General features: G+C 54.6%; 13 protein-coding genes. 12 read left to right on the top strand and 1 reads right to left on the bottom strand.

Annotation, left to right across the window (positions count from 1 at the left end; translation table 11 throughout):
• The first annotated feature begins 28 nt into the window (after window positions 1–28).
• The 10 genes from VQ830_RS12760 to ssuD all read left to right on the top strand — a co-directional run bounded on the left by VQ830_RS12760 (window position 29) and on the right by ssuD (window position 14853).
• Window positions 29–1447 (top strand): LLM class flavin-dependent oxidoreductase, encoded by a 1419-nt coding sequence (locus tag VQ830_RS12760; RefSeq protein ID WP_337268493.1) that lies wholly within the window; start codon window positions 29–31, stop codon window positions 1445–1447.
• A gap of 31 nt (window positions 1448–1478) precedes the next feature.
• The gene (locus VQ830_RS12765) at window positions 1479–2756 is read left to right on the top strand and encodes an acyl-CoA dehydrogenase family protein (RefSeq protein WP_337268494.1); all 1278 of its coding nucleotides are present in this window, start codon (window positions 1479–1481) and stop codon (window positions 2754–2756) included.
• 21 nt (window positions 2757–2777) lie between these two features.
• A complete protein-coding gene (locus VQ830_RS12770; protein ID WP_337268495.1) occupies window positions 2778–3992 on the top strand; it encodes an SfnB family sulfur acquisition oxidoreductase in 1215 nt (404 codons plus the stop codon).
• Window positions 3993–4024: 32 nt separating this feature from the next.
• Complete coding sequence (locus VQ830_RS12775; RefSeq protein ID WP_337268496.1) at window positions 4025–5032, top strand: sugar ABC transporter substrate-binding protein; 1008 nt, start codon at window positions 4025–4027, stop codon at window positions 5030–5032.
• Window positions 5033–5085: 53 nt separating this feature from the next.
• Window positions 5086–6624, top strand: a complete 1539-nt coding sequence (locus VQ830_RS12780; protein WP_337268497.1) for a sugar ABC transporter ATP-binding protein — start codon at window positions 5086–5088, stop codon at window positions 6622–6624.
• Window positions 6614–7639, top strand: a complete 1026-nt coding sequence (locus VQ830_RS12785) for an ABC transporter permease (RefSeq protein ID WP_337268498.1) — start codon at window positions 6614–6616, stop codon at window positions 7637–7639. The genes VQ830_RS12780 and VQ830_RS12785 overlap by 11 nt, the downstream gene beginning before the upstream one ends.
• A 2-nt stretch (window positions 7640–7641) precedes the next feature.
• Window positions 7642–8619 carry an ABC transporter permease gene (locus VQ830_RS12790; RefSeq protein WP_337268499.1) on the top strand — a complete coding sequence of 326 codons (978 nt, stop codon included), beginning with the start codon at window positions 7642–7644 and terminating at the stop codon, window positions 8617–8619.
• 440 nt (window positions 8620–9059) lie between these two features.
• Window positions 9060–11471 carry a putative bifunctional diguanylate cyclase/phosphodiesterase gene (locus VQ830_RS12795; RefSeq protein WP_337268500.1) on the top strand — a complete coding sequence of 804 codons (2412 nt, stop codon included), beginning with the start codon at window positions 9060–9062 and terminating at the stop codon, window positions 11469–11471.
• A 723-nt stretch (window positions 11472–12194) separates the two neighbouring features.
• Window positions 12195–13673: an FAD/NAD(P)-binding protein gene (locus tag VQ830_RS12800; protein ID WP_337268501.1), complete on the top strand. Its 1479-nt coding sequence runs from the start codon at window positions 12195–12197 to the stop codon at window positions 13671–13673.
• A gap of 10 nt (window positions 13674–13683) precedes the next feature.
• Window positions 13684–14853: an FMNH2-dependent alkanesulfonate monooxygenase gene (gene ssuD / locus VQ830_RS12805; RefSeq protein ID WP_337268502.1), complete on the top strand. Its 1170-nt coding sequence runs from the start codon at window positions 13684–13686 to the stop codon at window positions 14851–14853.
• A 119-nt stretch (window positions 14854–14972) separates the two neighbouring features.
• On the opposite strand, the gene VQ830_RS12810 is transcribed toward ssuD, so the two are convergent.
• Window positions 14973–15842 carry a hypothetical protein gene (locus VQ830_RS12810; protein WP_337268503.1) on the bottom strand — a complete coding sequence of 290 codons (870 nt, stop codon included), beginning with the start codon at window positions 15840–15842 and terminating at the stop codon, window positions 14973–14975.
• Between the two features lie 477 nt (window positions 15843–16319).
• Between VQ830_RS12810 and VQ830_RS12815 the strand changes: the two genes are divergently transcribed.
• A complete protein-coding gene (locus tag VQ830_RS12815; protein WP_337268504.1) occupies window positions 16320–18374 on the top strand; it encodes a HAMP domain-containing methyl-accepting chemotaxis protein in 2055 nt (684 codons plus the stop codon).
• A 413-nt stretch (window positions 18375–18787) separates the two neighbouring features.
• Window positions 18788–19753, top strand: a complete 966-nt coding sequence (locus tag VQ830_RS12820) for an HD-GYP domain-containing protein (RefSeq protein ID WP_337268505.1) — start codon at window positions 18788–18790, stop codon at window positions 19751–19753.
• Window positions 19754–19851: the final 98 nt, after the last annotated feature.

The following is a 19851-nucleotide window of genomic DNA, read 5'->3' on the forward strand; positions in this document are numbered from 1 at the left end:
ACCGTCTGGCTCGAACGAGAGGTGAGCCATGACACGACAGATCCGCTTTAACGCCTTCGACATGAACTGCGTCGGGCATCAGTCTCCCGGTCTTTGGGCTCATCCTAGTGATCGTTCGTGGCGCTATAAGGATCTGGAGTATTGGCAGGATCTTGCTCGAACACTTGAACGGGGCGTTTTTGATGGCATCTTCATCGCCGATGTCATCGGATATTACGACGTCTACAAGGGATCTAACTATCATGCGATCGAGCAGGCTGCTCAGATCCCCGTCAATGATCCGCTCCAGTTAGCGGCACCGATAGCGCTGGCCACCACCCATCTTGGCATTGGTATAACGGCGTCCACATCCTTCGAGCATCCTTACACATTCGCACGCAGGCTCGCCACGGCCGATCACCATTCAAAAGGCCGCGTTGGCTGGAACATCGTGACCTCTTATCTCGAAAGCGGCGCAAAGAATGTCGGGCAAGCCGGACTTAAGAGGCATGACAATCGTTACGAGGTTGCCGGCGAATTTGTCGAGGTCCTTTACAAGTTGCTCGAGGGCTCGTGGGAGGACGGCGCTGTTCTACGCGATCGTGAACGACGCATCTTCACCGATCCTTCGAAGGTTCACGAAATCGGGCACAAAGGCAAGTATTTCGACGTCCCTGGCTATCAGCTCACCGAGCCATCACCCCAACGTACGCCCGTGCTCTATCAGGCCGGTGCCTCCGGACCCGGAAAGGCGTTCGCCGCAGAGCACGCCGAATGCATCTTTGTTGCAGCTCCCACCAAATCGGTTCTCAAATCCTACGTGACTGATATCCGCGAACGCATTGCGAAAGCGGGACGCGATCCAAAGAACGTGTTCATCTACACGTTGATTACCATCATCACGGACGAGAGCGAGGAGAAGGCGCAAGCCAAATTCGAAGATTATAAGAGCTTTGTTTCCTATGACGGATCGCTTGTCTTCATGTCTGGATGGAGCGGTATCGACTTTGGTCAGTATGCGCCGACCGATGTCATTCAAAAAGTCGAAACCAACGCGATTCATTCTTTCGTCGAACATATAGCAGGCGGCGACAAATCCTGGACGATTGACGAGCTTGCCAAGTTTGGGGGCATTGGTGGACTCGGCCCCGTCTTCGTCGGCTCACCGGAACGCGTTGCAGACATATTGCAGGAATGGGTTACGGACACCGACGTCGATGGTTTCAACATTGCCTATGCTGTCACTCCAGGAAGCTTCGAGGACATCGTCAACCACATCGTACCGGAACTTCAAAAACGCGGCGTTTACCCAACCGCGTACCGTGAAGGCACGCTAAGAGAAAAGCTTTTTGGCGCCGGTGCGTATCTTCCCGAAGAGCATCCAGCCGCGCGCTATCGCGACATCGAGGCGGTCAAACGGCTCGAAGCGGAACAACATGACGGCCAAACCCGGACCGCTGTCGCCTAACTGCTGGCAACCAACAACACAAAGGTGGAACATGTCACAGATCGATCAAGCGTGGGGAGCAGGACCAAGCGCACGTTATGAAGAATTGGCCAAGCGATTCAGACCAATCTTTGCCGAGATTGAAACGGGTGCAGTTTCCCGGGAACTCGGCCGAATTTTGCCGCATGACGAGATCGCAGCTCTAGCAAAGGCGAATTTCGGCGCCTTGCGCATCCCCAAAAGTGAAGGCGGTATCGGCGCGACTTTGCCCGAACTCTTCAATTTATTGGTCGAACTCTCTGCGGCGGATCCCAATGTTACCCAGGCATTGCGCGCGCATTTTGGCTTCGTCGAGCATGTTGCCAACACACAACCTGGTCCTTTCCGCCTGCGCTGGGTTGAAAGGGTCACCAATGGGCAACTTGTTGGAAATGCTTGGACGGAGATAGGGCCTGCAAGCCAAGCAGCCTTCTCGACCAGGGTTGGCAGAAGAGAAGGATCCTATGTCCTTAATGGCACCAAATATTACGCGACAGGTTCCCTCTTTGCGGATTGGATTGACGTTGGTGCAACGGGTGTCGATGGTGAGGGCGTCACGGTTGTCGTGAGCCGTAGGGACCCTGGCGTCAACGTCATTGACGATTGGGATGGGTTCGGCCAGAAGTTAACCGCAAGTGGGACCACGACATTTAATAACGCCAAAGTAGATCCCCTCGACATCATTAACGATGATGATCGGTATCGTTATGGCGCCGCGTTTTACCAGACCGTTCACTTGGCGACGCTCGCAGGCATTGGCCGTGCTATTGCCAAGGAAACAGCAAAGGCCGTTTCAGCGCGCACACGCCATTTTTCGAACGGCGCAGGTCCAACGGCAAACCAAGATCCGCAGGTTTTACAAGTGGTCGGGCGCATTCGGTCGAACGCTTATGCGGCATCTGCCATCGTGTTGCAGGTTGCTGCAGCATTGGAGCGTGCCTACGACGCGCATTTCAAAACAGATGCCGGGGCCGAAGAGCATGCGAACGCCATAGCGGAAATTGAAACGTCGCAGGCCCTCGGCGTCGTCAGCAATCTCATTCTCGAGGCCTCGACGATCCTTTTCGATACTTTGGGAGCGTCCGCCGCAAAGAGCGGCTCTGCCCTTGACCGGCATTGGCGAAATGCGAGGACGTTAACCTCCCACAATCCACGTATCTACAAAGATCGGATTGTTGGTGATTACGCCGTCAATGGCACGATGCCACCATACCAATGGCGCATAGGCGAAGCCCCAAGCGCAGCCGTACCATCTACTAAAATCACTAGCAGCGCGTCCGCAGCAGCCTGATAGCAGCTTGGGAGAGCATAGATGACAAGCCAAAGTTTGCAGGCAAAGGCCGAACGCACCGCTTACCGGATCACAAACGAGTCCGAAGCCATTGAAACGGCACATAGGCTTTCGGCGCGCTTTGCCGAGGACGCCGCTCGCCGGGATCGAGAAAGAGTACTGCCTTACGAAGAGATGAATGAGCTGGCACGATCGGGCCTGTTGGCGATCACTGTGCCCAAAGCTTACGGTGGGATTGACGTATCGAATGCTATTTTGGGGGAAGTTATAGCGATTTTGGCTGAGGCCGATGGGTCGATAGGCCAAATTCCGCAAAATCACTTCTACATCCTCGAAGCCTTGCGGATGGAAGGATCCGAAGCGCAAAAGGCTTTCTATTTTGGCCGTGCTCTTGAGGGCGACAAGTTCGGTAACGCTTTATCGGAAATCGGCTCTAAGACCGTTGGACATTACAACACGACCATTCGGCCCAGCGGTACAGGCTTCGTCATAAACGGCAAGAAATTCTATTCGACCGGTGTGCTCTTCGCAGATTGGATCGTTGTCTTCGCCAATGATGAGGACGAGAAGCTGACGATGTCTTTTCTTCCGCAGGGCACGGCGGGGATCGAGATCATCGATGACTGGGACGGTATTGGTCAACGTACGACAGGTTCTGGTACAACCATACTTAAAAATGTGGCTGTGCCGCCAGACGCCGTTATCCGCCACCATCAGAGTTTTGAACGGCCGCAGACAATCGGATCAGTTGGCCAGCTAATTCAAGCTGCAATAGATCTTGGAATTGCGCGTGCAGCTCTTCGCGACACAATCGCCTTCGTCAATGAACGCTCCCGCCCATGGATGGATGCCGGTGTCGACAAGGCCTCCGAGGATCCACTCACGATCTTCAAAGTGGGACAAGTTGCCGTACGGATCGATGCCGCATCGAGCCTGATCACAACGGCTGGGCAAAAGGTCGACGTTGCCCGCGATACACTGAACGAGGCTGCTGCGCTTGAGGCGACGTTGGCTGTCGCGAGTGCCAAAGTCCTGACGACGGAGGCTGCACTTGAAGCCTCGAATGTTCTTTTCGAGCTGGCCGGAACGCAGTCGGCGCGTGAGAGCCACAACCTCGATCGACACTGGCGGAACGCCCGCACTCATACGCTGCATGATCCGGTGAGGTGGAAGTTCCATGCAATAGGCAATTACTTGCTGAACGGCATTCAACCGCCCCGCAACGGGGCTTTGTAACTAAATTCACAGTTTCATAGAGAGGGGATCTCATGTCTAACAATAGTAACTACGGACTTCAAAGACGCGACCTTTTGAAGATAGCCGCTTTGGCTGGAGCGACCGCTGCCGGCGTCTCAGCGATCAGCGCGCAACCGGGTCTTGCAGCGGATGAACTTTCTCTAAAAGGAAAGCGCATCGGCATCAGCGCTGCTGGGACTGATCATTTTTTTGATCTGCAGGCTTATAATGCGCAAATCGATGAGGTTAAGAAGCTTGGCGGAGAGCCCATAGCCGTCGATGCCGGCAGAAACGACGGAAAGCTCGTTTCTCAACTCCAAACCCTGATTGCACAGAAGCCGGATGCAATTGTTCAACTCCTCGGTACCCTGACTGTCATCGATCCGTGGCTGAAGAAGGCACGCGATGCCGGCATCCCTGTGCTGACTATCGATGTAGGCTCCGTTAACTCGCTGAACAATTCGACATCTGACAACTGGGGTATTGGCAAAGATCTTGCCCTACAGCTTGTTTCAGATATTGGGGGTGAGGGTAAGGTTGTCGTATTCAATGGGTTTTATGGCGTGACCCCCTGCGCCATCCGCTACGATCAGCTTGTCAATGTCGTGAAATATTTCCCGAAGGTGGAACTTGTTAAGCCTGAACTAAGGGATGTGATCCCAAACACAGTTCAAGATGCCTTCACTCAGATCACGGCGATTTTGAACCGCTATCCGGAAAAAGGCTCGATCAAGGCGATTTGGTCCGCATGGGATATTCCACAGCTTGGTGCCACACAAGCACTTGCGGCTGCCGGCCGAACCGAGATCAAGACATACGGTGTCGATGGCAGTCCTGAAGTCCTTCAGCTGGTTGCAGATCCCAAATCGCCCGCGGCAGCGGATGTCGCCCAGCAGCCCGCTGAGCTTGGTCGAACTGCCATCCGCAACGTGGCTCGGATTCTTGCTGGCCAGCCGGTTCCGCGAGAAACCTACGTCCCTGCTCTTCTCGCCAACAAGACGAATGTTGAGGAAATCACGAAAAAATTGGGCATTGGCTAGTTCCCTCCACGGGCTGACTTCGACGCAGTATTGGTCCTTTTCTTGAGAGCAGCATGTCAGACATCACAGAAGCAACTGGTCGGCACACTCTGCGGATGAAGAATGTCGTGAAGGCCTTTGGCGGCGCATTGGCCCTGGACAGGGCCAATCTCACGGTTGAACGCGGCACAATTCATGGATTGGTGGGCCAAAACGGAGCGGGTAAGTCAACACTGATCAAGATCCTTGCGGGTCTGCATCACGCTGATAGTGCCGAAATCAGCATAGACGGGGTGATCGAGCCGCGCCTAACGCCTAGCCGAGCAGAAACGCTCGGCATTCATTTCATTTATCAAGATCGCCTATTGCCACCGAGCTTTACGGTGGGGGAGGCCCTATTCCTTGGTCATGAGCCGGTGGTCGCAGGATCTCCCCTCCTGAACCGCGCTAAGATGCGAGAGGAGGCAACGCGACTTTTAAAGAGCTACTTTGACCTTGAGTTGCCAGTCGGTGCCTTGATCTGCGAGCTCACAACAGCAGAAAAGCAAATCATTCAAATAACCAGAGCCCTTCTTCGTAAACCGAGGATACTTGTTTTCGATGAGCCTACGGCTGCTCTGGTGCGGCGCGAGGCCGAATTTCTCTTCCGACTTATCCGTCGGCTAGCTCAGGAAGGCGTTACTATCCTTTATATCTCTCATTACCTTAAAGAGATTGAAGAGATCTGTGATCGCGTAACGATTTTGCGTAATGGCCGCGATGTCGCAACGCTTGACCTCGCTGAAACGAACGCCGATGAAATCAGCCGGCTGATGATCGCACGCGAAACCGAAAACCTTTACCCTGCCCGCATCGCCAAGCTCGGCGAGCCACTTCTCACATTGCGCGGCTTATCGGTTTCGGGAAAATTTCATGCAGTGTCAGCGACAGTACGTCGAGGAGAGGTTCTTGGACTAACCGGGCTTTTGGGCTCGGGCGCCAAAGATCTGATGCGCGTTCTCTTTGGGTTGGAAAAGGCGACATCCGGCGATGTTGTTTTGGGGCAAAGAACCCTATCCTTCAATACTCCGCGAGAGGCTGCTCGGGCCCGCCTCGCCTTGGTGCCGGAGGACCGCCGCAGGCACGGCATAGCGCTCGATATGAGCGTTCGCGAGAACACGACGCTGGCAAGCCTTGGTCGATTTTTGCGGTTTGGTTTGCTCGACACGCAAGCAGAGCTGGAATCCACGAATGCGCTGATCGACAGGCTGCAAATCAAAACGAAAGGGGCCGGGTCTTTGTTACGTTCTCTCTCCGGCGGAAATCAACAGAAAGTAGCCCTTGCGAAGTGGCTTGGCCGCGATACTCAGCTTTATCTTCTTGATGAACCGACCGTTGGGGTCGACATCGGCGCCAAGGCGGAGATTTACGGACTGATCGGCGATCTCACAGCCCGAGGTGCCAGCGTCATCATCTTGTCGTCGGATCTCGACGAGCTGATCGGGGTGAGTGATCGTGTACTTGTCATGTTTAGAGGGCGAATAACGCGTGAGTTGGTTTCGAGCAATACAACGACTGACGAAATTCTGGCTGAAGCGACAGGCGCCAGAGAAGGTTTAACTCATGTCGGTTGATGTAGAAGGTTTGGGACCTGGATTTGCATCGGCGAAGCGCTCCGTCGTTAGCCGTGGGTCGAAAGCGCGTTTGGCGACTGCCTCGTTGCGGTATGGCGCGCTTGCGACTTTCGCCGCGGTCGTGGTCGTCTTTTCGCTCACTGCACCCTTTTTTTTAACGCCATTTAATATCGGCAATATCTTAGGACAAAGTGCCATCACCGGCATCTTGGCGATTGGGCTTACGGTCGTGGTGATTGCAGGTGGTCCGAATGTCGTAACAGGCGGCATTGATATGTCGCTTGCTGCCAACATGGGCCTTAGCGCCGCGGTTTATGCCGCTATGCTTCGCGCCGGCTACAGCGACGGACTTGCCATTGTTGGCGCACTCGGGGTTGGGCTTGCTATTGGCGCGGTCAATGCAGCCGCGGTCGCGCTCATTGGCATCATTCCGCTTTTGGCGACCCTGGCAGTCATGAACGTCGTTTCGGGTCTCGAACTTGTTCTGACTGAAAACACGGTTATTCCGGCCTCGAGCGACATCCTGTCGATGTTATCGACATCGAGCTTTTTTGGGGTTCCTGCTCTCGGCACCGTCTTTCTTGTCGTTGCGTTCTTCATCGGTCTTCTTGTCCAGAGAACGCGGTTTGGCTTGAGGCTCTACGCAACTGGCGAATTTCCCGAGGCGGCCCGCGCGGCCGGCCTTAACATCAAGCTCTATGTTGCGCTGGCGTTTCTGATCAGCGGGTTATGCGGCGGGCTCGCCGGCATTCTCAACACTGCCTATCTTAGTGGTTCGAGCACAGGGTCAGGTGAAATGCTTCTGCCCGTTGTGGTGATAGCGCTCCTGGGCTCGGTCTTTTCACGGCGACTTGTTCCAACAATCGGCGGCACTTTGCTTTCGGCACTGTTTATTGGCATCATTTTAAATGGGTTCCAGCTTCTTAATCTTTCGAGCACTCTGGTCAGCGGCTTACAAGGTGGCTTGATACTGCTCACCGTTTCTGCAACCACGCTCATTCGCAGGCAGTCTTGATCATGTCGCTGCAAGCCGGACCCCAAAATTTCCTCGCCCGCGCCGCGCGCGCCGCACTTTTTGCCGCGCTCCTTATCGTCTTCCTTCTTTTTTCTTCGTTGTCTCCAGGCTTTCTGACCACTGGCAATCTCGAGAGCCTATTGGTCAATAATTTCACCTTGCTCGCGATTGTATCCGTCGCAATGACCTTTACTGTCGCATCAGGTGGCATCGACCTTTCCCTGGGCGCCGCAATCGACTTTTCAAGCTATGCTTTCGTCTCTCTCATTCTCCTCGGAGTACCCGTCCCGGTCGCTCTCTTTGCTGGTCTTTTTGCAGGTGGTCTCGTTGGGCTGTTCAATGCATTTCTCATTGCGAAAATCGGGGTGTCACCCTTCCTCGCAACGCTCGGCACGCTGTTTGTCGGCCGAAGCGTGCAACAATTACTGACGAACGGCGGAAACCCCATCTATCTTCCTCAGACGGGGATCCCCGAAAGCTTCCATTTGCTTGGCAAGGGACGCCTAATTGGCCTGCCGATCTCGCTTCTTGTCGCGTTCGTTGTTGTTTGCGGCGCGTCTGTCATGCTCGGAAGAACGAGGTTTGGCCGGGTCATTACAGCTGCTGGCGTTCAAGCAGATGTGGTGCGCTATTCGGGTCTTGCGCTCTCGCGATATCTGGCTGCGACCTATGTTGTGAGCGGAATTGTGGCAGCGAGTGCCGGCCTAATCCTAACCTCGACCGTGACCGTCTATATTCCAAATTCCGGAAACGCGTTTCTCTTGAATGCAATCGGGGCGACATTCATCGGAACGACGATAGATGCGCGTGCCAGGCCAAATATCTTGGGCACGGTTCTCGGCGTTCTGCTTCTTGCGATGGTTTCGAACGGCTTGCTGCTCAGCGGCCTCAATTTCTATTGGCAACAGGTCGCCACCGGGATTCTGATCTTTTTGGTACTCGCGATCAGCTTTGCGACCCGCAGGCCGCAGCACGCTTAAGCAACGTTTCTTCAGATTTGCGATCTATCGGTCGCTTTCCATAAAAGGGATGTCTGTCTTCGATGCCAGTTGATCTCGGCCAGAATTGAACTTGTTTCATTTCTTTTTTTGGGACGGTCGTTCGAAGAAGCGTTCGCCCATTGACTGTCAGTCTGCTTGGCTGGCGACGGCGTTATGGTTGCGCATGGGCGCTGTCTCAGGTCAACTGACCATGGCTTTATCCTGTCTGCGGCAATAGCCTATAAAATCTTCGTCCGCGTAAACTGCGGGCCTTTGAATTTGATATGCCTCCGACGTCTTTTGCCTGTCAGCCTAACAGCGTGAACCGTTGATATACGTAAGCCTCTCTCAAGGACAAGGTTGTAACACTTCGTTACCTAAACGCGATTTCATCATTGGACGCTCCCGCGTATATTAGGCACTCACGCCGGACGGATTTGATGCTTCTTCTATTGATACTGCAAATCATTTCTTTCTCACTCTTCCCACTTTACTTCACAATGCTGCACGGCCCGAGCCGGAGGACGCATTTCTACGTTTACATTGCTATCCTTCTTCTGATTGGCGGCTTCATGGGCAACGTCTATTCGCTGCCGCTTGCCGAGGGAATCGTCATTTCAGGCGGCAACCTCTGTTACGGCGCATTTATGATGACCGCGGTCATGTTCGTGTGGGCAGAGAGAGACGCTTTCATTCTTCGTCATCTTGTGCGTCTCGTGGTTCTGGTGGATCTGTTCAATATCTCCTTTTCCTATTTGACGCAGACGATCCTGAAGTCAGACAAGGCCATCAACACCCATGGCGTCCCCTCCGCTCTCTTCGAGATCTCGACACCGCTCATCGCCCTCGGCGGCGTGCTCATCATCCTGGAGCTCTTGCTTCTTCTTTTTATATTCGAGATCATAAAGCGAAAGAATGTCGTCCCAGTTTGGGCTGCAGCGCTTTACATCACATCCTTCGCGTTCGTGCTCGTCCTCGACGGGATCGCATTTCCGCTCATCGCCTTTGGCATCAATTCGCAGATCGTTACGCTTGTCTTCGGGGGCCTCGGTGGCAAGATTGTCATGGCGCTTGCTTTCAGCGTTCCGCTTGCAGTGTTCATCCTTTGGCGACGCCAAGCGTTTGTCGATTATCTTGAGGCCGAGACCGTCAGATGGCGCCTTCTTGCCTCCAGCAGCACAGACCTGATCCGCGAAATGACCATCAAGGATCAAGACCTTTACCGCGGCGATATCGTTTTTAGAAACTCGACTGAAGGCCTTGCGATTGTCGATAAGTCAGGTTTTCCGCTGAAGGCCAATAAGGCCTTTCGCGACATGCTTGAGCTCGATAAGGAACTCGTGAATGAAGAAAAGCTTGATGTCCGCGACTTCATAGCGCTTGGCGATAGCACGGCCTTTTTCCCGCGAACTCCCAGCGAGCATTGGCGTCATGAAGTGACCGTCGGCGGACGGATGAAACGGCCAGGCATCCTCTCGATCACGCCGGCAGGAAAGGATTTCAAGGGCGACGAAACCTATGTCTATTCCCTGATCGACATCGCAGAACAGAAATCGACCCAAGTACAATTGGAATACCTTGCTTCTCATGACCATCTCACGGGTCTTCCAAACCGTCGGGCCCTCGACAAAACGCTTGCTGGTCTGCAGTCGTCGCCCCATTCTTTGATCATGATCGATCTTGATCGGTTCGGCGACGTCAATGACAGCTATGGCCATGATGTTGGGGACCACGTGTTGCAAGCGATCGCGACGCGACTCGACCAAATCCGCGTTTCGCAGTTACAGCCACAAGACCAACTGTGCCGGATCGGCGGGGATGAGTTCGCTTTTCTTCTTCACACTACGGACAAATCTCTACTGGAGAGAGCACTTGCCGACATTCGGGCTTCGCTCGACAGCACAATAGAAATCAATGATAGTCTACACGTTCTTGTGACAGCGACGATTGGGGTAAGTTCAAGCCTCCAATCGAGACCGCAAGACATCTTCCGGCAGGCAGATGCTGCTCTTTATGAAGCAAAGCGGTTCAGACGAGGATCCGTCTCGACATACGAGGAGCGGCTGACGTTAGAGAGCCAACAGAGAACAAGACTTGCGGTGAGACTGAAAGACGCGATAGCGAACGACCGGCTTGAAGTCCACTATCAGCCGCAGTTTGATGCCACAACCCATGAACTGTGCGGTGCAGAAGCCCTTGTGCGATGGACAGATCCAGAAATCGGCATCGTATCTCCTGCCGATTTCATCCCGATTGCAGAGGAAACCGGCCTGATCGAAGCGATCGGAGCTTTCGTTCTTGAGCGGACATGTTCTGACGGACGGGAATGGCTCCGCGCCGGATACCGCGGCATTACGCTGTCGGTGAATGTCTCGGCGAGCCAACTTCGATCCGGGCGATTTATTTCGACTTTGGATCAGATGTTAAAGAAGACCGGTTTTCCCGCTGAAAGCCTATGCATCGAAATCACCGAATCGACATATCTCGAACGAGAGAATGAGGTTATTCCACTCCTCTCAGAACTGAGAAACCTCGGGCTTGGAATAGCTATCGATGACTTCGGCACCAAATACTCATCGCTGTCCTATCTCGTGGAAATCCCATGTACGTCGATCAAGATCGACAGGAGTTTCGTCAGTCGAATTCCAAATGATATCAAACAAGCAGACCTTACGTCCGCGATCGTAAAGCTCGCAACCATCATGTCCTTCAAGGTCGTGGTGGAAGGCGTTGAGACGAAGGCGCAGCTGGATTTTGTCACCGCTGAAGGATGCGATATGGTTCAGGGCTTCTATTTTGCAGGCGCCCTCGCGAAGAGCGATTTTGTCGAGCGATTGCAGCGGGCTTCTTGATACCGCATTAGGCGGATGTCTTTGGATGACGAACCCTGTACGTAGTCGTTACCGTCTACCGTGCTGCAAGACTGTGCAGAGAAGGCAAACCTCGTTGTTTTCGTCCGTACCCAGTTCGGAAATGCGCGTTAGCTCTACCCCGCGAGGCCGTAAAGTTGCCGTCGTCACGACCCTGAAAAGCGATCTCGGTACGTCGCGTAAGGTCCTTGAAAGTGCTTTTCGCCAGAAAGCGCCATGGCCAGAACGTCCATTCTCCGATCGACCGCGCAATTAGAATAGTAATTTTGTAGACTATGTTGACGACACAAGCGGAGCAGGAGACACTCAGGCTTCACTTGGTACGGGAGGTTCTCGATGCTCTTGAGCTTAGAAAAGCATTGGCAGGCATTGCGAAGATCTTTCATGTCTGCGGGAGATGAGAAACGTTACGATATAAATCTCTCCACACCACAACCGCCACGATTTATCGGTGAACGCGACAGGGAGCTGGAAGCTGATATGCTTTTTGCTCGTCTCGCACATTTCCCTCTTTTCTAGGGAGAAATGACGAGATGTCTCTAGCATAAGCTCGATCTGAGCAAATCTCGATTTATCCGCGTTGCATTTTCAGCTGACCTTTTGTCGGATCATATTTGAACGCTTCCACAATGGCTCAGCTTTGGCACAACCTTCGCAACGCGACGTCAAGTTCGTCGGTCATAAGCAGGTTTTAAAGATTTCATTATGTCACTAGCGTCAAGAAAGCCTGTCATAGCAGTTGTCGGCGGTGGCTTCAGCGGCGCGGCCTTTGCGTTACATTTAGTCCGTCATTATAGGACCACTGCCGAGATCGTCGTTTTCGAACCACGGGAAAGACTTGGCACTGGGCTCGCTTACAGCACGCCAGATAACGCGCACCGGATCAATGTGCCGGCTGAACGTATGTCCCTTTATCCTGATCAGCCGGATAGCTTCTTGACCTTTGTCTTATCAAAGCAAGAGCATGCGTTCGACAGTGACCTTTACGCGCCGGACGGAAGCCCTTATCCGCGCCGACGCCTCTTTGGCGATTATGTCGCAAGCGAGATTGGACCCTTGCTCGCATCTGGGGCTGTTCAGCATCGTCGTGCGAGCGTTATTGCCATCAACCGTCTCATGGATCGCTGGCAGATCTTCGATACGATGGATAAGCGCCTTTTGGCAGATGTTGTCGTCATTGCAGCGACGCATCCTTCCGCAGGACTTCCCGCACCGCTTCTGCCCGTTAAGGGCCATCCCAAACTTGTAACTGAGGTTACATCTTCGGCTTCGCTTTCCGCTATCGATAGTGACGATCGCGTGCTCATCATCGGCAATGGACTGACCAGCGCCGACGTTGTCGCTAGCCTCTCAGCGCGTGGACACAGGGGCACAATCGTAAGCATATCTCGCCGCGGGCTGCGCTCGCGGGGCCATCCACAGACGGCGCAGGAGCCTTTTGGCGACTTTACGACGTCGCCCTCCAGCAAGGCGTCAGATCTCATTGCCCGTATTCGCGCGGCGGTCCATGCGGCACAAGAGGGCGGCCAAAGCTGGCATGCCGTGATTGATGCCGTTCGCAGCCAGGCATTCGCAACCTGGCAGGCCCTTGATCCGCCGGCACGCCGACGCGTCGTCCGTCACGCCCGTCCGTTCTGGGACGCGCATCGTTTCCGCATTGCTCCGCAGGTAGAAAAGATCCTGGACCAAGCTGTTTCGGATGGCCGCATGACAACCATGGCGGCGTCGCTCAAGACGGTCCAACCACGCGCGCAAGGTTTTCGCGTCGCCCTGGATCAGCGTCATTATGGAGACGTTGTTCTGGACGTTAACGCCATCGTCGTCACGACGGGGCCTGATCACGGCAGGGTCCTGCAATCGCAGCCTTTCTTTAAGGAATTGGCTGATACTGGCATTCTTCAAGCCTGCGAGACCGGTCTTGGCATCGCCTGCGATCAAAACTCGAATGCATTGGACGCAGCTGGCCACCCGGTCGACAATCTGTTCGTTCTCGGTCCGCTTGCCCGCGGAACGTTCGGAGAACTCATGGGCCTTCCGCAGGTGACGGAGCACGCTTTGTTCGTAGCGCGCAAAGTGGCCCAGCACCTCGCTCTTGCAGAGCTACCCGAGATCGCAAACCAACACGCAACATTTCAGACCATTCATGAACCGAGCTCTTCTCGGCTCGGTGCAGTTGCCAAGTAAGGAACGAAAGATGACGCAGACGAAAAAGCCACTCGATTTCTTATGGTTCATCCCCTCCTCCGGCGACGGCTCCTATCTTGGATCAGACGATCTAAGCCGTCCGTCTGATCCCGGCTATTTTCGCGAGATCGCGCAGACTGTTGACCGCCTTGGCTATTCGGGTGTCTTGATACCCACGGGAGCTGCTTGCGAAGAATCCTTCATTCTTGCAGCGGACCTTGCTGCCCGTACAGAACAGCTGAAGTTCCTTGTAGCCATCCGGCCTGGCGTTGCCTCGCCGGCCTACTATGCACGTTTGGCCTCGACACTGGATCGTGTTTCGAACGGTCGCCTGTTGCTCAATATCGTGGTGGGCGGAAGCGCCCAGGAACTGGCGGGAGATGGGATATTTCTACCCCATGACGAGCGCTATACCCATGCCGATGAATTCTTCCAGGTGTTCAACCAATTGATCGAAACCGGGAGCGCGCATCTAGACGGCAAATACATTAAAGCTCACGGCGCGGAAATGGTGTTGCCGCCCGTCCAGGACCCGCGTCCACCCATCTATTTTGGAGGCTCTTCCGATGCTGCTATCGACTTCTGCGGCGGCATCATCGACAAATATCTCACCTGGGGTGAACCGCCTGCGCAAGTCGCGGAGAAAATCGAGAAGGTCCGTAAGGCCGGCGCAGCGCATGGTCGGGACATCTCGTTCGGAATTCGCCTGCATTTTATTGTTCGCGAAACGGACGACGAGGCTTGGGGGGCTGCGGACCGATTGATCTCGAAGTTGTCGGACGAGACGATTGCCTCGGCTCAGCAGGTCTTCGCCAAGAACTCCGATTCAGTAGGTCAAGCGCGAATGGTCGCTTTGCACGGCGGCCGGCGCGACAAGCTTGAGGTATCGCCAAACCTGTGGGCTGGTATCGGTCTCGTCCGGTCCGGCGCCGGCACAGCGCTTGTCGGCTCTCCACAAACAATTGCCAAGCGGCTGCGTGAATATCAGGACCTAGGGATAGATACGGTGATTGCGTCAGGCTATCCGCATCTTGAGGAAGCATACCGCGTTTCAGAACTGCTTTTCCCTGAAATCGGTCTTCCTGGGCCACGCAATCAACTCCGCAGCTCCTACGGCAAGAAGCAGCTCTTCGGTGGCGGAGGTCATGGTGGGAATGTTCGCGTGGCATCGGGCTCGTGAGGCGACATGGTCTGGAGGGCATCCGGAGTATCATTTCTCTGGAGAGAGAGATGATGTTCTGAGATCATGAGGGCCCTGACTGCAAATAGAAAATGCACCCGTGCAGCGCCTTCCTCCGCCTAAATGTTAAGCTCCAAGAGGATTGCGGTGGTATCGTCACTTTGCTTGAATCGAGGATAGCGCAATCCTTCCGGATCGATTTCACGCTCCAAGCGACGAAGTTGGTCGATCAGGCGTTGCAAACCCCACTCACGAGCCGCGCGCACTAAACCTGCCGGATCAAACGCATGATATAAGACAACGAGATCTGCCAAACCATCGCTGCAAACGATGGCGTGCGCTTGACGGGTCACCGGCAACGTCTCGTGAAAGAGATGGTCGGCGGCATCGGGCACAAGACCGAGGGACCAAACCCCGCCCGGTTTATTCTGGCTCTCCCGATGTTTCCTAAGCCCAGCCAATGTCTCTTCATCGGCAAGCGCTCCACCACCTTTCGTTATTCCGCCGGTACGCGTGATATGGCTTTGGGCCTGAGCCTGCTCACGGGCAAAGGCATAGGGCAACGCAGTGTGCAAGCTGGACGATCCGTCGTCCTGGAGTAGGAAAAGGCAGGAATCACCAAGGCCGTAGAAACTAATGCCATCACGCGTTGCGTGGACCATTGCAAAAGCAGACAGTGGCCATGCGTAACGAGGAACATCCGGATGAGCGCCCATGAAGACAGCGCGCGCTTCTTCAGAAATGCGACGTGCTACGTCAGCTATCGAGCTATCACGGGAAATCTCACGTCGGAAACCCTCTGCAAATCGAGAAGCAATCCAAGCCGCATCGCTGCCGTCGGGATCGATGTACTGACGATCGCCAAGTCCAGTTGCACCGTCTATGACAAAAGCACAGGCATCGTTGTATCCAAAACAGTCTTCATTCGCTTTGGCCGCGTTTCCAGGATCGGAAATTGCCTCGAGCACCGAAATCTGCGCTGCCTTCATTCCAAGTCACCATCTCGTTGCAAACTGATGCCGTCATATTCCATGCTACCAGGACGATGACAACCATCGCCCGCTACGCTGCAGTTTCAGATGGTAAGCGTCGGACGGCCCGCCGACTGTAAGAACAGGCGCAAGCAATTCAATTATTATTGGCTTCTCTAGGTTGAACTTCCCACTCTCTCACACAGGCAACGCAAGCAGGCCCAATCGTTGGTCTGGACCTGATCGAAAGCTATATCGATCATAATATTCCAGCTTATTGTGCAAGATACAGAAATTTTATCAATGTATAGTTGAATGATTTCGCCATATGAGCGGATATAACGCGTTCACTTTTCACGCGCCAGATTTATAAGTTACTTGCCTTACGGAGTTTGACGGCCAATTTATTTAACTTCTGCAGCGAAGGCTACCTCGTTTTTCAAATTAATTAATCATTTTACGGGATGAATACCCTGGAATTTTGGGGTGTATTTGATGAATATTTCAATTAGGTCTGGCCTTCTCGTACTTCTTCTAACTCTTTCATCTCTGTTTCTGATCAATTCCTCAGTCGGTTTATACAGTCTTAGCCGCTTGCATGATGCAAGCATGGACATTGGGACAAACTGGCTTCCCAGCGTGAAGGTCGTTGCAGACATTCGCAATGCCATGGACGCCAAGCGAATGGCCTACCTGCAGCTGAACGTGGCCAAGACGCCTGAACAGATCACTGCTTTTAAAGGTGCATTGAAGACGGCTGACCAGCAGCTCGCTGATGCCCTGACAGCTTATCTCCCACTCAGTTCATCCGAGCGAGAGACCGAGCTCATCACCCTTATCCGTCAGGCCGTCGAAGCTTATGATCAGATCGGCACACGCATGGTTGCCTTGATCGATGCCGATAAGGCCGCTGACGCCGCGAAAATTATGCTTGGCGACATGCCGAATACGGCTAAGCAGAAGGTCTACCCTCTCATCAGCGAGCTCATGAAGATAAACATCGATGGGAGCGATCGTTCAGTCAGCACTGCCGAATCGACATACTCGTTCGCTTGGTATCAGGGATTACTTGTTCTGCTGTTCTCAGCTTGTGTTGTGATGCTTGGTATCTTCTACAGCACACGTTCGATTTCGCGCCCACTGAGCGCGATCACCCATGCGATGGGTGAAGTTGCTGAGGGTCAGGTGTCGAAGGACATTCCCTTTATTGACCGTCACAACGAAATCGGCAAACTTGCGAGGGCATTGTCTGTCTTCCGCGACAATGCGGTGGAGCGGGTTCGCCTCGAGCGCGAGACGGAAGCCAATCGCAGCCTGTCGGAAAAAGAGCGCATGGAGCGCGAGGCGCAGAAGGCGCGCGAAGCGGAAGAAACACGCTTTGCCGTCGATGGCCTTGCCAAGGGCCTGACGGAGCTGTCCAACGGCAATGTCACCTACCGGATCGACACGCCCTTCGTTGCCCATCTCGATACGCTGCGCCAGAACTTCAACAGCTCGATGGACAAGCTGCACCAGGCCCTGCGGGCCGTGGGCGAGAATGCACGCGGCATCGATTCCGGCGCCAACGAGATCCGCGCTGCCGCCGACGATCTGTCCAAGCGCACCGAACAGCAGGCAGCCTCCGTCGAAGAGACCGCTGCCGCGCTGGAAGAGATCACCACGACCGTCAAGGATGCCACACGCCGTGCCGAAGATGCCGGCCAGCTCGTGGCCCGTGCCAAGGTGGGGGCGCAGAAGTCCGGCGAGGTGATGCGCGAAGCGGTGGCTGCGATGGAAGGCATCGAGAAGTCGTCGAGTGAGATCTCCAACATCATCGGGGTGATCGACGAGATCGCCTTCCAGACGAACCTTCTGGCACTGAATGCCGGTGTCGAGGCCGCCCGTGCAGGGGAAGCCGGCAAGGGCTTTGCGGTGGTTGCGCAGGAAGTGCGCGAACTGGCGCAGCGTTCTGCCCAGGCCGCCAAGGAAATCAAGGCGCTGATTTCGACCTCTGGCGAACAGGTCAAGAGCGGCGTCGAGATCGTGGCCCGCACCGGCCAGTCTCTGCAGCAGATCGTCAAGGAGGTCGAGGAGATCGACCAGAACGTTCGGGCGATCGTTGAATCGGCGCGCGAACAGTCGACGGGACTTGCCGAGATCAACACGGCGGTCAACACGATCGACCAGGGCACGCAGCAGAATGCGGCGATGGTGGAGCAGTCGACGGCTGCCAGCCACAGCCTTGCCAAGGAAGCTGCTTCGCTCAACGACCTGATTGCACAGTTCAACCTTGGCAGCGGCGGCTACGAAGCACGCACGATGTCCTCCGGCAGCTCCTATTCGGCACCGTCAGCCCCGCGTGCGGCCCCGTCCACGGCATCGCGTCCCATGGCCTCCCGTCCTGCCGCTGCGGCACCCGTCAAGGCGGCCCCGGCCACGGCTCGTCCGGTCTCGTCACCGGCCCGCTCGCTGCGCTCCAAGCTTGCCGGCGCCTTCGGTGGCGGTGGAGCAGCCTCTGCTGCAGCAGCACCGGCCGCCCCGGCAGGCGACCAGAACTGGGAAGAGTTCTAAGACTTTCCCACTCGACAAAGACACCTTTCCGCCAGGCTCTGGTCGAAATGATCAGGAGCCTGGCAGATAGGAAAAAACTTTACGCGGTCATATGCTGATCCGCGTTAGACTTTGAAAACAAGGTACAGGATATGGGCGCATGAGGTGATTGTTTTCAGGAGCGGCATCAGGCTGGGATATACCACGATGCGGCCATCCGATTACTGAGAGATCCACAGAAGCTATCGCCTCTTCCCGCAACCTCTAATCCATGCCATCTTCAGGTCCCTAGATTGCCCAAACCGATGACTACAGCTGAATAGGGAAGACGCTCGGTGGAGCGGTGCGAGGAGGACAATACTACGCAGGAAAACAGGGGACGTCGTTGTCCTGCAAGGAAATCATAATCTTCTCTTAACGGCATGGAGGAGCCGATGCGAAAGAGGATCCGCCTGAACCAGCTGCGTGTTGGGATGTATGTGGAGGAGCTGGAAGATTGCGGGAAATCCAACGGCAAGCCAGGCTTCACGTCAGTTTTGGTTTCATCACAGGCCGATCTCGAAAGGTTGTTGAACAGTAAGGTGATCAGCGCCGTCATCAACTTGCGAAAAGGCATTGACGTCGAACCGACGTCACGCTCAGAGGCTGCTCAGTCTCTAAATCTCCTGCGCTCCTCCTTAATCGCGAAGTTCTCACGAGAGGAGTTGGAGGAGGCACAAAGGACAGTCGATAAGACCCTCCCGCAGATCCGCGAAGTTTTCGCGGCAAGTTCTCTTAGCGGCGCTTTTCCACTAGCGAATGCTCAAGATGCGGTCGACACGATCATGGTGGCTGCCAAAGACAATGCCGGAGCACTGACCAATCTCCTTAAGCTGAAGCAGCATGATCAGGGAACCTTCCTGCACTCGCTTGGTGTGAGCGCATTAATGGTGACATTCGGTAGAACGCTTGAGCTTCCTGAAGAGACAATTCGCGAGCTTGGCCTTGCTGGGCTTGTGCACGATATTGGCAAGACGGTTATCACATTAACCATCCTTAACAAGAAGGGCCGCTTATCACCCGAGGAAATCATGATCATGAGGAAGCATCCTCAAGAGGGTTATAAGCTTCTTTCGACAGTCGAAGGCGTCAATCAGACCGTTCTCGACATCTGTCTGTATCATCATGAGAAATTCGATGGCACTGGCTACCCTGAAAGGCTTCGTGGTGAAGCGATACCCTACTACGCGCGCATGGCCGCCGTTTGTGACGTTTACGAGGCTTTGACAAGCGCCCGTTCTTATAAACTTCCTTGGTCGCAGGCCGAAGCCGTCAACCTTATGGAAAGGTCGGCCGGCCATTTTGATCCTAAGATCCTCAAGCAGTTCATCTCTCGCATGGTCATCGCCGCGCGCATCTGAGGGATCGCGAGCAGACGGATCAGGATAAGCCGCGCATTGCCATTGCTAACATAGACTTAGAACGGAGTGTCGACATTGATGAGCAGTCCTAGGCTCGC

It is taken from the genome of Oryzifoliimicrobium ureilyticum (genome assembly GCF_037199735.1).
Classification (GTDB): Bacteria; Pseudomonadota; Alphaproteobacteria; order Rhizobiales; family Rhizobiaceae; genus Rhizobium; species Rhizobium ureilyticus.

Coding starts and splice junctions, on each gene's coding strand:
- VQ830_RS12760 (WP_337268493.1), top strand. CDS start 29: ATGACACGACAGATCCGCTTTAACGCCTTCGACATGAACTGCGTCGGG.
- VQ830_RS12765 (WP_337268494.1), top strand. CDS start 1,479: ATGTCACAGATCGATCAAGCGTGGGGAGCAGGACCAAGCGCACGTTAT.
- VQ830_RS12770 (WP_337268495.1), top strand. CDS start 2,778: ATGACAAGCCAAAGTTTGCAGGCAAAGGCCGAACGCACCGCTTACCGG.
- VQ830_RS12775 (WP_337268496.1), top strand. CDS start 4,025: ATGTCTAACAATAGTAACTACGGACTTCAAAGACGCGACCTTTTGAAG.
- VQ830_RS12780 (WP_337268497.1), top strand. CDS start 5,086: ATGTCAGACATCACAGAAGCAACTGGTCGGCACACTCTGCGGATGAAG.
- VQ830_RS12785 (WP_337268498.1), top strand. CDS start 6,614: ATGTCGGTTGATGTAGAAGGTTTGGGACCTGGATTTGCATCGGCGAAG.
- VQ830_RS12790 (WP_337268499.1), top strand. CDS start 7,642: ATGTCGCTGCAAGCCGGACCCCAAAATTTCCTCGCCCGCGCCGCGCGC.
- VQ830_RS12795 (WP_337268500.1), top strand. CDS start 9,060: ATGCTTCTTCTATTGATACTGCAAATCATTTCTTTCTCACTCTTCCCA.
- VQ830_RS12800 (WP_337268501.1), top strand. CDS start 12,195: ATGTCACTAGCGTCAAGAAAGCCTGTCATAGCAGTTGTCGGCGGTGGC.
- ssuD (WP_337268502.1), top strand. CDS start 13,684: ATGACGCAGACGAAAAAGCCACTCGATTTCTTATGGTTCATCCCCTCC.
- VQ830_RS12810 (WP_337268503.1), bottom strand. CDS start 15,842: ATGAAGGCAGCGCAGATTTCGGTGCTCGAGGCAATTTCCGATCCTGGA.
- VQ830_RS12815 (WP_337268504.1), top strand. CDS start 16,320: ATGAATATTTCAATTAGGTCTGGCCTTCTCGTACTTCTTCTAACTCTT.
- VQ830_RS12820 (WP_337268505.1), top strand. CDS start 18,788: ATGCGAAAGAGGATCCGCCTGAACCAGCTGCGTGTTGGGATGTATGTG.